This window comes from Flavobacterium sp. B167r (assembly GCF_056824315.1).
The window spans coordinates 552,691-569,298 of record NZ_CP124859.1; the positions used below are offsets into that span (position 1 = coordinate 552,691).

The 16,608-nt window shown below is 33.8% G+C and carries 12 protein-coding genes; all 12 read right to left on the bottom strand.

What is annotated here, in order from left to right; translation table 11 throughout:
- Nucleotides 1-129: 129 nt before the first annotated feature.
- Nucleotides 130-3,324 (bottom strand): VIT domain-containing protein, encoded by a 3,195-nt coding sequence (locus QLQ96_RS02680; protein ID WP_482494452.1) that lies wholly within the window; start codon nucleotides 3,322-3,324, stop codon nucleotides 130-132.
- Between the two features lie 347 nt (nucleotides 3,325-3,671).
- Nucleotides 3,672-4,754, bottom strand: coding sequence for a chorismate mutase (locus QLQ96_RS02685; protein WP_482494454.1), 1,083 nt, complete (start codon nucleotides 4,752-4,754; stop codon nucleotides 3,672-3,674).
- Nucleotides 4,755-4,767: 13 nt separating this feature from the next.
- A complete protein-coding gene (locus QLQ96_RS02690; RefSeq protein WP_482494456.1) occupies nucleotides 4,768-5,628 on the bottom strand; it encodes a prephenate dehydrogenase in 861 nt (286 codons plus the stop codon).
- 118 nt (nucleotides 5,629-5,746) lie between these two features.
- Nucleotides 5,747-6,892 (bottom strand): pyridoxal phosphate-dependent aminotransferase, encoded by a 1,146-nt coding sequence (locus QLQ96_RS02695; protein WP_482494457.1) that lies wholly within the window; start codon nucleotides 6,890-6,892, stop codon nucleotides 5,747-5,749.
- Nucleotides 6,893-6,986: 94 nt separating this feature from the next.
- Entirely contained in the window at nucleotides 6,987-7,814 is an 828-nt protein-coding gene (locus QLQ96_RS02700; RefSeq protein WP_482494459.1) for a prephenate dehydratase, read from the bottom strand.
- A gap of 464 nt (nucleotides 7,815-8,278) precedes the next feature.
- A complete protein-coding gene (locus QLQ96_RS02705; protein ID WP_482494461.1) occupies nucleotides 8,279-9,442 on the bottom strand; it encodes a DUF1501 domain-containing protein in 1,164 nt (387 codons plus the stop codon).
- 12 nt (nucleotides 9,443-9,454) lie between these two features.
- Nucleotides 9,455-10,852 carry a DUF1800 domain-containing protein gene (locus QLQ96_RS02710; RefSeq protein WP_482494462.1) on the bottom strand — a complete coding sequence of 466 codons (1,398 nt, stop codon included), beginning with the start codon at nucleotides 10,850-10,852 and terminating at the stop codon, nucleotides 9,455-9,457.
- A 251-nt stretch (nucleotides 10,853-11,103) separates the two neighbouring features.
- On the bottom strand, nucleotides 11,104-11,304 hold the full coding sequence (locus QLQ96_RS02715; protein WP_482494464.1) for a hypothetical protein: 201 nt from the start codon (nucleotides 11,302-11,304) through the stop codon (nucleotides 11,104-11,106).
- A gap of 68 nt (nucleotides 11,305-11,372) precedes the next feature.
- Entirely contained in the window at nucleotides 11,373-11,720 is a 348-nt protein-coding gene (locus tag QLQ96_RS02720) for a hypothetical protein (RefSeq protein ID WP_482494465.1), read from the bottom strand.
- A gap of 159 nt (nucleotides 11,721-11,879) precedes the next feature.
- On the bottom strand, nucleotides 11,880-14,273 hold the full coding sequence (locus tag QLQ96_RS02725; RefSeq protein WP_482494467.1) for a ribonucleoside-diphosphate reductase subunit alpha: 2,394 nt from the start codon (nucleotides 14,271-14,273) through the stop codon (nucleotides 11,880-11,882).
- Between the two features lie 261 nt (nucleotides 14,274-14,534).
- Entirely contained in the window at nucleotides 14,535-15,512 is a 978-nt protein-coding gene (locus QLQ96_RS02730) for a ribonucleotide-diphosphate reductase subunit beta (protein WP_482494468.1), read from the bottom strand.
- Between the two features lie 336 nt (nucleotides 15,513-15,848).
- On the bottom strand, nucleotides 15,849-16,418 hold the full coding sequence (locus tag QLQ96_RS02735) for a DUF3109 family protein (protein ID WP_482494470.1): 570 nt from the start codon (nucleotides 16,416-16,418) through the stop codon (nucleotides 15,849-15,851).
- Nucleotides 16,419-16,608: the final 190 nt, after the last annotated feature.

A 16,608-nucleotide genomic window follows, 5' to 3' on the forward strand; every position in this document is an offset into this window, starting at 1 on the left:
AGATTTCTAATTTTAGATTTCTGATTGCTCTTCAAACTAAAAAATTTTAAAGGCAAAATTACGTTTTTAGAATTGAACAACGCAACTTCGCCTTTTAAATTTGAAATCTCTAATCTCAATTTATGAATCTTACCAAATAATTTCGACTAAAACTTCATTTTCTTTTACTTTTCCTAACTGAATTGTTTTTAAAGTTCTGGATACTTTTCCTGCTTTACTAGTATAAATTTCTACCATAATTGTTGCTGGACCATTTTCAGTTAATTCACTTTCGCCAAAATAATTAGTTTTGATTTGATATTTGCCTTTTACCGCATTTCTAATCAAATATTGTTCTGGACCGTAACCTTCGGTAAAATCTTTTGAAAATCTTCCTCCAATTTCAGTTTCTGTATGACTATAATAACATTCTTCTCCAGTTGGTTCGATTACGTGCAAATCTAAATCGACATCCATTTGGTTCCAATTCATGATAATTCTGATATCGACAGGCATTTTAGCAATGTATTTTTTATCTAGTTTCCCCGTTTTTAATCCAGAATGTTCAGCCATCAAGCGATTAATATCCATCAAAATAATATCCTCAACACCTTCATATTGTCCGCTCATTTCACCATAGTAATTTACCTCAAGCGATTTTATCAATTCATCAAAAGCTTCTTGATACTTTCCAGCATCTTCAAGCGTCAATGCATAATCTCTTAAACTCTGCGGTTCGTGTGCTCTCCATTTTGCGACTTGTCTTCCTGTAAAAACGGCATCCTCATAATCTTTCCATTGACGTAAAGTGTAAGTAAGCGTTTTATAAAGCTGATGATTTTCTAAACCTAAATCGGCAATATTGCTAATAACTTGTAATGCTTTTTTCACATCGCCTTGATTGTAGAAAAAATGTGCCACATCAAAATAAAAACTCGGATTTCTTTCTTGCGATTTTCTTAACTCAAAATACAAATCATATTGTTTTTCTTTTGCAGCTTTAGCTAATGCTTTTAAATACAATCGGTCCGGATTCCAGATTTTTGTTTCGCCCTTTCCAGAATCAATTGTATCTGTAACCGAATAATTTTGGGACAATTCTCTCTGAGGTTGAGAATTAACTACCATTCCTGCAACTTCTCCCTTTAATGACTGTGACAAATTATCTCCATCTCTTGAAACATCTACACTAGTCAATACTTGTGAATAAGAAGTTATAACTTCCTTCTTTTTTAACGGTCCGTAACCTACAAGAACAAGCTCTTTCAACTCAGATTCATTTTTTGGAGCTTCTTCCACAACTTCTTCTGCTTTTGCCACAACAGGCGCAACAAATTTAACCTGATCGACTTGTGGAGGAGGTGATGCCTCATTTGCTACTGGCCCTGCTGCAACACGCTCATCTACTGTCAACACTGCGTCTGGATCTCCTTTTATAGTTTCAGCCCCTTCCCTTCTGTCCATATTTCTACCTCTACTTCTAGCATTTGGAGGCGGAGGTGGAGGCGGAACTTGCCTATTGTACTTGTATTTAGATGCGATTTTCTGCCCTTTATACTTAACGTCTTTTTTCCACCAAGAATTTATACTATCGAAATAACTATCAATATTTTCCCAATTATTTTTCTGTTGAGCCAAAGTATTATCTTGCTCTTCTTCTTTGATTTGGTCAAATTCGGCGCGTAATTCTACTGGTGGCAAAATATCGTACATAATATAATCACGAACATTTTCTAGCACAATCAATGAAGTGTTTTTCGTCACGATTCCGAATTTCTTTCCTAAAAGCTCAATTTCGTCTGCATTTTGAACATATTGCAATTCCAGATTAGCAATCTTTTTCTGCGCCCAAAGTTTCTCAACATTGATATCGGTTGTATTTTGGGTTGTCACATCTAAAGTTATTTTTCGTTCCAAAACAGTTTCATTTCCATAACCAAAAAGCAACGTAATTTCATTTTTTAGATTCAAAGAAATTCCTGAAAAACTGAAATTTCCAGAAACTGAGCTTCCCTCCATCGGAAATAAATCGGTTACAGTCAGATTTTCTTTTATACCCAAAAATTTCAAACTTGTGCCCGTCAATTTACCTAAAGCCGTTTCTATATTTGTTTGGTTTAAATTGATGAAACTTCCTGCTGTTTTTGTTGCTGAAAAATTCAGAAATGCAAAATCAGCAGAAACTGAAGATGTGATGGCATAAATTGTTTTTTTTGTTTTAGGAAGAAAATTTTCGCTCAAAGAAGATAATCCATCAGAAAAAAATAAATATTCATCTTGATTTTCAAAACTGATTTGTGAAAAACGAGTTCCGCCATCGTATTTTGTTTTTTCTAAAACTGTTTTTAATTCTACCCAATTTCCGTTTGAAATCACAAACTCACTTTGTTTTTCGAAAGTATAATTCAGGAAATATAAAGTCACTTTTGTATTTTTTATTTTCTGAAAATAAGCATCCAACAAGTCTAGTTCTTTTTTCAAATCACGCGTTTGACAGCTCAAAGAATTATCCCAAATCAAACCAATTGAATTTGGAGTTTTCTTTACTGTTTGATCGCCTTCAATAAAAGTATTTCCGTAGAAATAATATTGACCGCCAGCATCCTGCATGACTACACTCGGAATATTTTGCTGAATTGGAATTTTAAAAAGTAATTTTTCTGAAGGCTGATAATTTTCTTTCTTTTGAGAAGCTTCAAAAGATTGATTCCATTTTGAGAAAACAATTTCTTTTTCAGATTCTCCGCTCACAACTGGTTTTGCAGCAGCGCCTAAAACCGAAACATTAATTTCGAATTTATCCAACTTTTTAGGATAACGACTCAAAAGCTGATACGCCAAATTATCTTTATCTAAAGCCGAAAGTTCTTCTTCGTAACCAATAACAACGATTCGTTCCCCATTCGGCATTAACGGATAAATTCTAGTTTTAAAATTATTTCCATCAACTTTCTCCAATAATCCTGGATCGACACGACGATGTTCTATTGCTTCAAAAACCTGTTTTCCTTTATTTTTATTTACTGGAACAGCTTCTCTCAATTTTCCATTAATATCAATTGCATATCTTGAAACCGAAACATTTTCAGGCAACGGAAAAATAAGCTCTGCTTCCATTTGACGGTTTCCTGAATTAAAAAAATGCATCTCAGCCGTAGTATAAGCAATATTGCCTACGATTTTCACATTAACTTTCAACTGACTCATTCGTACTTTCTCAGCTTCATCTCCTTTAACTGTCAATTCTGGACTTTGCGCAAAAGTTTTGGCTCCGAAAAAGACCAAAAGAAATAATAATTTAAAACGAACTTGAAAATTTACTGACATAAATATTTTTGATTTCATGACTCGAAAGTTAAGATTATATATATAAAGAGAACAAAAAAATCAAAAAGGTTGGGAGTATTTAAAAAAGTTTTTAAACCATATAAGTATATAAGAAAATATAATCATAAAGAGCAACATAGCCCAAGGTTTCAACCTTGGGAGACAAAGATTGGAATATACATCGCGTTCCCAAGGTTGAAACCTTGGGCTATATTTAAAAAAAACAAAAATCCCCAACACCTTTTTCAAAGCGTTGAGGATTTTCAAAAAAACAATCTATTTTCAATTAATGATATAAGAAAACTTTAATTACAGCTTACGCAAACTTAAATTATCTTATATCACTTATAGGATTTTAAAGAAAATTATGCGTTGAAAATTTTCTCCTGGTGACCAATACTTTCTTGGTGAATTGCTTTGAACATTCTCAAAACAAACTCTTCAGTAAGACCTTTTTTCTCACCTTCTAAAATCATTTTTCCTAAAATTTCATTCCAACGGTTGTTTTGAAGAATCGCAACGTTTGCGTCTTTTTTCACTTGACCAATTTCGTCAGCAACTTTCATACGTTTTCCTAACAAATCTAATAAGTTAGCATCTAAAACGTCGATGTTAGCTCTTAATTTTGTCATTTTTGAACTGTACTCATCTGTAGTATCATCCGTTTTTCTGATAGTCAAATCTTTGATGATTTGTTTCAAAACATCTGGAGTAACTTGTTGAGCAGCATCAGACCAAGCATTGTCCGGATCGATGTGCGTTTCGATAATCATACCATCGTAATTCAAATCTAAAGCCTCTTGAGTTACTTCGAAAATCATTTTACGATCTCCAGTAATGTGAGATGGGTCGATAATTAATGGTAAATCAGGGAATTTATTTTGTAATTCGATAGCAATTTGCCATTCTGGAATGTTTCTGTATTTTGTTTTTTCGTAAGTAGAGAAACCTCTGTGGATCACACCTAATTTCTCAATACCTGCCATGTGTAAACGCTCAACACCACCTAACCATAAAGCTAAATCTGGGTTTACTGGGTTTTTCACCAAAACAATTTTATCAGTTCCTTTCAAAGTATCAGCAATTTCCTGAACTGCGAAAGGGTTTGCAGTTGTACGTGCACCAACCCATAATACGTCGATATCGTGTTCTAAAGCTAGTTTACAGTGAGCTGCAGTTGCAACTTCAGTTCCCATTAATAAACCAGTTTCAGCTTTAGCTTTTTGCAACCATTTTAATCCGATTTCACCAACACCTTCAAATCCTCCCGGACGAGTTCTTGGTTTCCATATTCCAGCTCTGAATACACTTACTTTAGAATCTTTCAATTCGTGAGCGATTTTCAAAACCTGATCTTCAGTTTCTGCACTACAAGGTCCAGCTATCACAAGTGGGTGATTTAAATTGAAATCTTCTAACCACTTTCTCATTTCTTTCTTATTTTCCATCTTAATTCTAATTTTACTTTTTAGTTGTTGTTAATCCGTTTAGTATTTCTTTTATTTTATTTGTGCTTTCCATTTCTTCAAAAATGGCGTTGTAATCTTCTTCTTTCAGCAAATCCCTAAACCGACTCAGGTTTGAAATATATGCTTCCAATGTTTCCAGAACGTGTTCTTTATTTTGTTTAAAAATCGGTGTCCACATTGCTGGCGAACTTTTTGCCAGACGAACCGTACTTTCAAATCCACTTCCCGCCATGTCAAAAATATCCTGTTCGTCTTTTTCTTTATTCATTACCGTTTTCCCAAGCATAAACGAACTGATGTGCGATAAATGCGAAACGTAGGCAATGTGTTTATCGTGTGAAATCGGATCCATATATCGAATCCTCATTCCGATTTCACTAAAAAGCTGCAACGCTTTTTCCTGCAATTTAAAAGTGGTTTTTTCCACTTCACAAATGATGTTTGTCTTTCCTTTAAACAAACCTTTTATCGCCGCCGATGGTCCCGAAAACTCCGTTCCCGCAATCGGATGTGTAGCAATAAAATTTCTTCTTTTCGGATGATTTGCTACTGCATCGCAAATTGGCTTTTTTGTCGAACCTACTTCAAAAACAATTGTTTTTTCTCCAACTGCATCCAAAACTTTAGGCAAAACTGTCAGCGCCACATCCACAGGAACCGAAACAATTACAAAATCTGCTTTTTGCAAATCTTCAAAGCTTCCCGCTTCGTCAATAACGCCAAGATCAATTGCTTCCTGCAAATGTTTTTCGTTATTATCAATTCCGAAGATAGTTGCGTTCGGATGTTTTTCTTTGATGTCCAGCACCATCGAACCGCCTATTAACCCTATTCCTATCACGTATACTTTCATATTCTTTTTAATTTTTGAAGTCGTTCCTGCAAGGTTTTCAAAACCTTGTAGGTTTCTAATTTCAGACTATCGAATTCATACCTACAAGGTTTTGAAAACCTCGCAGGAACTCTCATCTCTAAAATCTATCAATCGCTTCCTGTACTTTTTCTTCTTTCACACACAATGAGAATCTGATATAACCTTCGCCGTTGCTTCCAAAAATGGTTCCCGGTGTAATGAAAATATGTTTCTCATATAATATTTCGTCAATGAACTTCTCTGCTGATTCTATTCCTTCCGGAAGTTTCGCCCAAACAAAAAGTCCAACTCCTTCTTTATAAACTTTACAATTTAACTTTTCAGCTAATTTTTCCGTTAATTCTCTGCGGCGTTTATAAATTTTATTTTGATCATCAAACCAAGATTTATCACATTTTAAAGCTGCAATTGCTCCTTTCTGAATTCCGTAGAACATTCCGCTATCCATGTTGCTTTTTACTTTTAGAACTGCATCAATAATTTCAGGATTTCCTAAAACCATTCCGACTCTCCAGCCTGCCATGTTGAATGTTTTACTTAAAGAGTTTAATTCTAAAGCCACATCTTTCGCGCCTTCAACTTGCAATAAACTCATCGGATTATCATTCAAAACAAAACTATACGGATTATCATTGATCAATAATATGTTGTGTTTTTTAGCAAAAGCAACCAATTTTTCAAATAATGCTAAACTTCCTCTCGCTCCTGTCGGCATGTGCGGATAACCCAGCCACATTAATTTTACTTTCGAAAGATCTAATTTTTCTAAAGCTTCAAAATCTGGTTCCCATTGATTTTCTTCTTTCAAATCATAATAAACCGGAACTGCTTCTACCAAATTGGTTACCGAAGTATAAGTTGGATAACCTGGATTCGGGATTAAAACGTGATCGCCTGGGTTTAAAAATGCAAGCGAAATATGCATAATTCCTTCTTTTGAACCCATCAATGGTAAAATCTCATTATTTGGATTCACTTCAACACCAAACTGATTTTGATAAAAATCGGCCATCGCTTGTCTCATTTCTGGCAACCCCTGATAGCTTTGATAGCCATGCCCATTCTCATCCTGAATTGCTGCGGCAACCGCTTCAATTACTGCTTTCGACGGACTCAAATCAGGGCTTCCAATTCCCATATTGATGATCGATTTTCCTTCAGACATCAGCTGTCTCACTTCTCTTAATTTTGATGAAAAGTAGTATTCTTCAACTGTGTCTAATCGTTTTGCTGTTGTAATCATTTTTTTTATTGCTTTTAATTTTTGCTTTAGGCTTTAGGCCGTAAGCTTTAAGCTTTCTAACTTATAATTTATAACTCTTAACTTATAACTCCATTTAAGGTTTCGTATTTTTATATTCTCCCAACACTTTAAAATATTCAGCCATTATATTTAATAACGCTTTGGCTTTTGCAAAATCTTCGTATTTCTCAAATGTTACGTCAACGAAGAATGAATATTTCCAAGGTGTTTCAATTTTTGGAAGCGACTGGATTTTTGTCAAATTCAGTTTGCAGTCACTCATGACATTTAAAACCGCTGCTAAGCTTCCTCTTTTATGATCTAATTCAAATTTGACAGAAGCTCTGTTGATTTCGCTTTCTGGCAGAAATGAATTCTGTTTTTTGATGATTACGAAACGAGTCATATTATTTTTGATCGTTTGAATCGACGACGCAATAATTTCAAGATCGTACATTTCTGAAGCCGTTACACTTGCAATTGCAGCAATTCCAGTTAATTGTTTTTCCTGAATTCTTCTGGCAGTTTCGGCTGTATCTTTATCCTCAACCAATTTGATATTTGGATATTGTTTCAAGAAATCCATACACTGCAAAAGTGCCATCGGGTGTGAATGAACTTCTCTAATATCTTCAATTTCCTGACCTTTTAAAGCCATTAAATTTTGCTGAATATTCAAATAATGCTCTCCAATAATGTGCAAATTATTCTTGTCAATCAAAGCATAATTCGGGATAATCGGGCCTGCAATCGAATTTTCAATCGCCATTACAGCCTGATCAGATTTTCCGGCAATAAGGCTGTCGATCAATTCTTCAAAAGACAAGCATTCATCAATATCCACATTTTCAGAGAAATACTCTTTCACAACCTGATGATGAAATGATCCTTTAATACCTTGTATTGCAATTTTCGTTGTCATATAGTCAAAAAAAAATCCTGATTTGCATCAGGATTGTATATTAGTTTTATTTGTCTTAAATTTTATCTCAAATAACCATAGCACAATCCTCACTTCTACTAAAGAAGAAATAAAAAGAGTTGCTAAAATAAAAACGGTTAGATGCCATTTTGTTTGTGTTATTATTTAAATTCTCTGCGAATGTATAAATTATTTTCACCCCTCCAAAAAAAATATTGCATTTTATGAAACAAAAAAGGATTTCTTAACAAATTTATGATGTTTTGTATGATAATATAAAAATAATGGCTTAAAATGAGAATATTGAATTGAGGTTCTAAGATTCTGAGATGTTAAAGAGGTAAGGTTTTTTTGGCCACGAATTCACGAATTAATGCGAATCGCTGTGGTTATTTAATTCAAATTACACAAATTAACCGCATAGATTTTCAAAAAAAATTCGTGAATTCGTCGCTATCTCACCCTCAAAACAATCCAGAAACTGGTCTATTCATAATCCCGATTTTTGAATAATCGAAATCCATTTTTTGCTTTAATAATGAGGCGTAGACACTTCTGAAATCTATTTCGTATTTTAAATCGCTATTATCTAAGTCGGCTAAATTTGGATTTTTCCCTAAAATAGTTCCTTTATTATTTCCTCCAATTATAAACATTGGCGCGGCAGTTCCATGATCCGTTCCATTTCCGTTGTCTTTTACTCGTCGCCCAAATTCTGAGAAAACTACTACTGTAACGTTCTGAAGTAATTGTGCTTGTTTTAAATCGCTGTAAAAACTATAAAGCGCATCGTTTAAATCGGTTAGTTTTCTTTCGTGAATTGCAAGCTGATTATCGTGCGTGTCAAATCCGCCAAGAGAAGTATAGTAGACTTTCGAATTTAAATTTCCTTTTATCAATCTTGCGATCCATTCTAGGTTTCTTGATAATTCTGTTTTCGGATACGTAATTTCATTTTTCGATTTGGCTAATGCTTTCTGGATTTCATCTGAACCTTCTGTTACCGAATTGGCTATTTTTCGAACAAAATCTAAATGCGGATTCTGAGATAACGTTACATTCTCCTCTTTTGCCTTTACTTTAAATCGGTTCGGATCTTTCACTGTAATAAAATTCGGCTCCACTCCTTTTAAAGCCAAGTTATCAATCGAATCCAAATTAATTCCAGCCGTTGCTTGATGTCCGTTGCATTGCAAATCTAAATAACGCCCAAGCCAACCTTCATTAATATATTTATTAGAATCGGTTGCCGTCTGCCAAATTTCCTGACTTCTAAAATGCGAACGTATAGGTTCTGGATAACCGACATTCTGAATTACAGTCAAATCTCCATTTTGCTGCATTTGGGCGAAATCTTTCAACGAAGGATGAAATGCCATTCCTTTATTTTTGGAAATCACAGCATCTTTATTCAGAGCAATTTTGGTTCTAAAATCATAATACAAAGGATCATCGTACGGAATAAAAGTATTCAGACCGTCGTTTCCACCATTCAATTGAACAAAAACAATACATTGTTCTCCGACCACCAAATTATTCTGAGAACCAAAAGCGTGTAAAAAATCAGGCAGTACAAGCATCCCGCCCGTAAAAGTTCCTGTCAATGTTAGAAAATCTCTTCTGTTCATAATCCTTATTTTCTAAATTAATTGATATTCAGGCAGTTTTGTGATGTAATTAAATACGCGGACAACTGCAAAATTGGCATGCGGTGATGTTGGGTCAAAATCATATTTCAAAAGATTTTCCATATCTTTTTGAGCCGAGTCGCTTACCGCGAATAATAATCGGTTCGACAGTTGAGAAATGATGGTTTTATTATTTCCGTTGGAATCAAAAACAACTTTTACATCAACTTTCTCATATTCTAATTTTTCTTTTTCCACTCCATTTATCATCGTTTTCAAAACCTTTCGATTGAGGCTTTTTCCACTACATAATAAATCTGCGGTATTATTTCTCTGTAGATAAATCTGCGACGTCAGCCAAGAATTTCCACCGTCCCAACCTTTCACATTTACCTGATCGTACAAATCCATTCCTTCCTGTTTTAGGAAAGCCATAATTGCAGCATCGTCAACATTATCGATTTGCAATTCATCATAAAGCTGCAAAATATAAACCAGCGGATTTTTAATTTTATTTCCTGAATTCTCTTTCGAAAATTCCTCGGTAAAAATTTTTGTCAGCAAAGGCTGGATTTCGAATTTTTCTTTTCTAAGATAATCTCCATAATAAGTCACCAAATTTTCTGGCGGATTATCGTATATAAACCATTTCAGAATTTTTCGGGTAATTAAATACGGAATGTTTTTCTGTTCGAAAATAATATCAACCAAATCATCGGCTTTCCAGTTTCCGGTTTTTCCAAAATAGGTTTTATCGCTATTGTCTTCTAAATTTTTTCGATAAACTGCGCCGTTATCGTCAATGTTTAAACCCGCTAATGCTTTTGCGCCATTTTTAATATCGTTTTCAGTGTAATTTCCAATTCCGATTGTAAATAATTCTAATAATTCACGACTCAGGTTTTCGTTGACTTTTCCTTTTTTATTGTCGCCGTTATCGAGATATCGCACCATTGCATTAGATTTCAGAATCTGTTTGGTCAATTCTTTAAAATTACCAAAAGCATTTTCACGCAAAATCATATTGTGCTGATAAACCCAGTAGTTGATTTTTACTTTTTTCGAAGTCGATACGAAGTGATTATGCCAAAAACAAACCATATTTTCACGTAAAGGAAATTCGTCCGTACGCATTTTAGTAATCCACCATTTTTTTAATGCTGCGTTTGCCAGATTTTGTTTTTTCTGAAGTTCTTTTTTGGTTTCGGGATCTGAGGTTTTTATTTGCTCCCTAATTTGCTTTAATTCTAAAGTTGTTTTAGGCTGATCCTGCAGAAAGTCTGGAAGCTCTTTCTCAAATTTGGAGTTATAGGAATGCTTTAGAAATGTTTCTAATCCTAACTTTTCAATTTGATTGGCTTGTTTTCCTGAAAAACCTAATCGTAATGACAAAAGATTGCTTTTTTTCATAATTCAGAAATTATTACAATAAGACTTGATTCTAGTCTAAAGGTTTAATTTAAAAGAGATTAAATCGCTAAAATTCTGAGGTGCTAAGTTTTTAAAAGGTCTTTGGTATTAATTAGAACGAGGATTTTTTGAGGTTATTGCCATTAGACAATCATAATCAAACATAGCCCAAGGTTTCAACCTTGGGAGCGCAATATTTTTCCTCTCCTTATGTACCCAAGGTTGAAACCTTGGGCTATGTTTAAAAATCTTTAAAATAAAAATTCATCTAGAAATTGTTTGCTTTCATCAATATACAAGAAATAATTCCCAACTTTTATTTGATTATTTTGAAGTTCTAATTTGATTTCGACACATGGCGTTTGAATGAAATCATGATCAATTAAAATTGAAATAGATTTTGAAGCGATTTCATCAAAGCTAATATCTAACTCATTAAAATCTATATTCAACAAATAGTCATTTGCTAATTTATAATAATCCTTTTTGTTTTTATGAATTGAACTTAAATCCTTTTACATCAATTTTTTACTTTTCTCCAATAATATCTAGATCTGTCAATATCATCAAATATAAAAATTATTCTTTTATCACTGATTTTGAAAAATTTAATTGGAATACTATTATTATCATAAAGTAATAAAGTATCACCAGACATTTTCCATTTCCCATTTTCATCAACAGAGCTTCTTAAAACATTTTTTCTCGCCATTTTTTTTGAATTATACTTTTGAAGCAAGCGCCTATAACTATTATCATCTCGTAAATATAACACACCTACTTCATAAGAATAACCAACTGCAGGATACGAATCGTAAGTAATTCCATAAACAACATCTTTCTTCTGAGCATAGATGACGAAATTCAAAAAAAATAAAATAAAAGTTAAAAGCTTATTCATAAAATCTAAATAAATATACGAATAGCAAATAAACAAAAAAAAGCAGCTATCAAATGACAACTGCTTTCTATATAATTAAGAATAAATCTTGTTTTTTTATTCTATTTTCTTTCTTCTAAAAAGAGATTAAGATCCACACATTTCGCAATCCTCTGGATCGGCTGCTTGTGCTTTTAATAACATTGCTTTGTAATCTTCAACGCTGATTGCTTCACTTTCTTGAACTAAAGAAGGTGCTGTTTCTTCTTTTTTATCGTTGTTTAATGTGAATTTAATCGCATCTACAGCGGCTTTTGTTCTTAAGTAATACATTCCAGTTTTTAAACCAGACTGCCAAGCGTAAAAATGCATTGACGTTAGTTTAGAATAGTTTGCATCTTGCATGAACAAGTTCAACGATTGAGATTGATCAATAAAGTAACCTCTTTGGCGAGACATATCAATAATATCTTTCATCGACATTTCCCAAACTGTTTTGTAAAGATCTTTTAAGTCTTGCGGAATAATATCAATGTTTTGAACAGATCCGTTATGACGCATTATTTCTTGTTTCAATGACTCGTTCCATAAACCTAATTTTACTAAATCTTCCAGTAAATGTTTGTTTACCACGATGAACTCTCCAGATAATACACGACGTGTATAAATATTTGAAGTATAAGGTTCGAAAGCTTCGTTGTTTCCTAAAATTTGAGAAGTTGAAGCTGTTGGCATTGGCGCAACTAATAATGAGTTACGAACTCCGTGCTCCATAACTTCTTTTCTCAAAGAAGCCCAGTCCCAACGGCCAGATAATTCCTCATCTTTCATTCCCCACATGTTGTATTGGAATTCTCCTTGTGACATTGGCGAACCAGCAAAAGTTGAGTATGGCCCTTCTTCTTTCGCCATTTCCATAGAAGCGGTTACAGCAGCGAAGTATAAAGTTTCGAAAATCTCTTGGTTTAATTTTTTAGCTTCATCACTTGTAAATGGCATACGCAACATGATAAAAGCATCTGCTAAACCTTGTACTCCCAATCCTACCGGACGGTGACGGAAGTTAGAATTTTCAGCTTCTTTTACCGGATAATAATTTCTGTCAATTACTTTGTTCAAGTTACGAGTTACACGTTTTGTAACGTTGTAAAGCGCTTGGTGATCAAATTGTCCGTTTTCAACAAACATTGGCAATGAAAGAGAAGCCAAGTTACAAACTGCGATTTCATCTTTAGATGTAAACTCCATAATCTCTGTACACAAGTTTGAAGAACGAATTGTTCCTAAATTCTTGTGATTCGATTTACGGTTTGCCGCATCTTTGTACAACATATATGGTGTTCCAGTCTCGATTTGAGATTCTAGGATTTTCTCCCATAACTCACGAGCACGGATTGTTTTTCTTCCTTTTCCTTGAAATTCGTAATCTGTATAAAGTTTTTCGAATTCTTCTCCGTAAACGTCATATAATCCTGGACACTCGTTTGGACACATTAAAGTCCAAGTTGTATCTTCCTGAACACGTTTCATGAACAAATCTGAAGTCCACATTGCGAAGAATAAATCTCTTGCACGCATTTCTTCTTTTCCTGTATTTTTCTTCAAATCCAAGAAATCAAAAATATCAGCATGCCAAGTTTCGATGTAAATCGCAAAACTTCCTTTACGTTTTCCACCACCTTGATCTACATAACGTGCTGTATCGTTGAAAACTCTCAACATCGGAACAATTCCGTTTGAAGTTCCGTTTGTACCACGAATGTAAGATCCTGTTGCACGGACGTTATGAATCGAAAGACCAATTCCTCCCGCTGATTGCGAGATTTTGGCCGTTTGTTTTAAAGTATCGTAAATTCCATCAATACTATCATCTTGCATTGCCAAAAGGAAACAAGAAGACATTTGAGGTTTTGGAGTTCCCGCGTTGAACAACGTTGGCGTTGCGTGCGTGAAGAACTTTTTAGACATTAAATCGTAAGTTTCAATAACCGATTTTAAATCGTCTAAGTGAATACCAACAGAAACACGCATCAACATGTGCTGCGGACGCTCAACAATTTTTCCGTTTATTTTAAGAAGATAAGAACGCTCTAAAGTTTTGAAACCAAAGTAATCGTAATTAAAATCTCTTGTATAAATAATGTGAGAATCTAAAAAGGCTGCATTTTCCTGAATCACTTTGTACACGTCATCAGCAACTAATGGTGCGTCTTGATTATTTCTAGGATTCACATAATTATACATATCTTTCATCGTTTCAGAGAAAGATTTTTTAGTATTTGAATGTAGGTTAGAAATTGCTACACGAGCTGCCAATTGAGCATAATCTGGATGCGCAATAGTCATAGAAGCTGCCGTTTCTGCTGCAAGATTATCCAATTCAGAAGTCGAAACCCCGTCATACAATCCTTCGATAACTCTCATCGCTACCTTCACTGGATCTACAAGCTCATTCAAGCCGTAACACAATTTTTTGATTCTTTCTGTAATCTTATCAAACATTACGGGCTCTCTGTGGCCATCTCTTTTTACTACATACATAAGCTTACCTTTTATAGTTATTGAAAAAATGAAAGTAACTAGAGAACGAATCTAGCACCTAAACATTGCGTGTTTTTAAATTATTTTTTGAGAATTACCGAATTCTCAATAGTCACTCGTTTCAAATCCGAAAATCGAATTTAAATACGTTAAAAATTGCTATTGAATCTGCGATTTGGGAAAGAGATTCAACCGTAAAATAATGTGTTAATCTTTTTTAATATCTCTGGAAGTGCAGATACTAAAATTTATTCTCGTTGTCTAGAAATCTGCATCAAATGAAATTTTCTGAGCATCACTATCCGTGTTCATTACACCAGATTTTTGATACTCGGCAACACGTTTTTCAAAGAAATTAGTTTTTCCTTGAAGAGAAATCATGTCCATGAAATCAAACGGATTCGCTGATCCATACACACGCTCACAACCTAATTCTACTAATAATCTATCTGCAACAAATTCTAAATATTGCGTCATTAAAGCAGCATTCATACCAATTAAACTTACCGGAAGAGATTCTGTAACAAATTCTCTTTCGATATTTAAAGCATCAACGATAATTTCTTTAATTCTTTCTTTTGGCACTTTATTTACCAAATGATGATTATGCAAATGAACTGCAAAATCACAATGTACACCTTCGTCACGAGAAATCAACTCATTAGAAAAAGTCAATCCTGGCATTAAACCACGTTTTTTCAACCAATAAATTGAACAGAAAGCACCTGAGAAAAAGATTCCTTCAACTGCAGCAAAAGCAATTAATCTTTCAGCAAACGAATCTGACTCGATCCATTTTAAAGCCCATTCTGCTTTTTTACCAATTGCAGGGAAAACTTCCAAAGCATTGAATAATTCTGCTTTTTCCGCTTCGTCTTTCACGTAAGTGTCAATTAATAAAGAATACGTTTCGCTATGAATGTTTTCCATCATAATTTGGAAACCATAGAAAAATTTAGCTTCAGCATATTGCACTTCATTTACAAAGTTTTCAGCAAGATTTTCGTTTACGATTCCATCAGAAGCCGCAAAGAATGCTAAAATATGTTTAATGAAATATCTTTCGTCGTCATTCAACTTATTATTCCAGTCTGTCAAATCTTGATGTAAATCGATTTCTTCTGCAGTCCAAAAACTAGCTTCCATCTTTTTATACCACTCCCAAATATCATGATGTTTAATCGGAAAAATAACGAAGCGATTTTTATTTTCTTGTAATATTGGTTCGATTTGTGACATGACAGATTCTGTTAATTTTTTTATTGTTTTTTTGCTCTTAAACAAGCAATACAAAGATTGTTAATAAACGTCAAAAATCAAACTCAAACTTATTCACAATCGGACCTAGTTTTTAACAACGGCCAAATTTGAAAATAAATTCAGACAAATAATTAATTTGCTGCTAATGAGTTATTTAAAATCGTTTTTCATCTGTAAGAGCCTGTAAAATATAGACTTTTTCGAATAAAAAGCAAGAAATTTTAAATAGTTTTGAAAAGTTTTTTTAGAGTCAAAATTTTATTTTTTTGAGTCAAAAGATGTGGTCAAAAAGACTATAATTTTTGATGCCGTTTTTTATGAATTTTTGTGTTCTTGGGCTACTTTTTCGAGTTCCAAATACCAATCTTCGCCAAAGCGTCTGATTAGCGCTTCTTTTACAAATTTATAAACTGGAACTTCCAATTCTTTACCTAACGAACAAGCATCATCGCAAATATCCCATTTGTCATAATTAACCGCAGCGAATTCTGTGAAGTCTTTTACGCGAATTGGATATAAATGACAAGAAACAGGTTTTTTCCAATCTACTATACCTTGGTTATAAGCTTGCTCGATTCCGCAAAGTGCCGTTTTTCCATCAAAAATCACATAAGCACAATCTTTATTGTCAATTAGCGGAGTTTCTAAATCTCCATCAGTTCCTTTCACCCAAGTTCCTTGCGCTTCAATAGCGGCAATTCCTTCTTTTCGCAAAAAGGGCTTTACTTTTGGATAAATTTCTTCTAATATTTTGGTTTCAGCCTCATTCAAAGGCGCCCCCGCATCTCCATCAACACAACAAGCCCCTTTACAGGCAGACAAGTTGCACACAAATTCTTTCTCCAGAATATCTTCTGAAATAATAGTTTTACCTAACTGAAACATGATATTATTTTTAAAGCGCAAAGATAGTCAAAGATTATAGATATTTTTTGGTAAAATTTAACCGCAAAGCACGCAAAGATTCGCAAAAGTCTATTTTACAAGATTTCGATAATCATTCAACCTTGCGAACGTTGCGAAATAACTTTGCGTGCTTTGCGGTAAAATCTTTTATACCTTTTACTAAATGCAA

Coding starts and splice junctions, on each gene's coding strand:
- QLQ96_RS02690 (WP_482494456.1), bottom strand. CDS start 5,628: ATGAAAGTATACGTGATAGGAATAGGGTTAATAGGCGGTTCGATGGTG.
- QLQ96_RS02735 (WP_482494470.1), bottom strand. CDS start 16,418: ATGTTTCAGTTAGGTAAAACTATTATTTCAGAAGATATTCTGGAGAAA.
- QLQ96_RS02700 (WP_482494459.1), bottom strand. CDS start 7,814: ATGACAACGAAAATTGCAATACAAGGTATTAAAGGATCATTTCATCAT.
- QLQ96_RS02680 (WP_482494452.1), bottom strand. CDS start 3,324: ATGAAATCAAAAATATTTATGTCAGTAAATTTTCAAGTTCGTTTTAAA.
- QLQ96_RS02685 (WP_482494454.1), bottom strand. CDS start 4,754: ATGGAAAATAAGAAAGAAATGAGAAAGTGGTTAGAAGATTTCAATTTA.
- QLQ96_RS02710 (WP_482494462.1), bottom strand. CDS start 10,852: ATGAAAAAAAGCAATCTTTTGTCATTACGATTAGGTTTTTCAGGAAAA.
- QLQ96_RS02730 (WP_482494468.1), bottom strand. CDS start 15,512: ATGTCACAAATCGAACCAATATTACAAGAAAATAAAAATCGCTTCGTT.
- QLQ96_RS02705 (WP_482494461.1), bottom strand. CDS start 9,442: ATGAACAGAAGAGATTTTCTAACATTGACAGGAACTTTTACGGGCGGG.
- QLQ96_RS02695 (WP_482494457.1), bottom strand. CDS start 6,892: ATGATTACAACAGCAAAACGATTAGACACAGTTGAAGAATACTACTTT.
- QLQ96_RS02725 (WP_482494467.1), bottom strand. CDS start 14,273: ATGTATGTAGTAAAAAGAGATGGCCACAGAGAGCCCGTAATGTTTGAT.